We start from the raw sequence: 381 nt of genomic DNA on the forward strand, positions 1-381 counted from the left end.
TGATGCAAGCGCATTAAACGACGGCACATTAACTGCTACAGCAAGCGTATCAGATTTAGCAGGTAACCCTGTAAGCGCACAAGATTCAGTTGAGCTCGATAATACAACTTCACTTTCTATTAATATTGATAAAACCGAAGATGGTGTTATTAATGGAAATGGTGAAAGTGCCGCAATAGTGGTGAGTGGTTTAGTTGACGATGTTGAAGATGGGCAAGTTGTTACCATAACAATTAGTGATGGTGTTAACGAACCTGTAGAAGTTTTTGCAACTGTTACAAATGGCGAATATGTTACAGCACCTATTGATGCAAGTGCACTAAACGATGGCATATTAACAGCAACAGCTAATGTGTCAGATAAAGCCGGTAACCCGCTAAG

The 381-nt window shown here is 40.2% G+C and carries 1 protein-coding gene; it reads left to right on the forward strand.

Translation table 11 applies throughout. The features are described from left to right. On the forward strand, nucleotides 1–381 hold a 381-nt coding region (locus WDB87_RS00015), incomplete at both ends, for a hypothetical protein (protein ID WP_337848630.1).

The sequence above is a fragment of the Pseudoalteromonas sp. C12FD-1 genome (assembly GCF_037414265.1).
GTDB lineage: Bacteria > Pseudomonadota > Gammaproteobacteria > Enterobacterales > Alteromonadaceae > Pseudoalteromonas.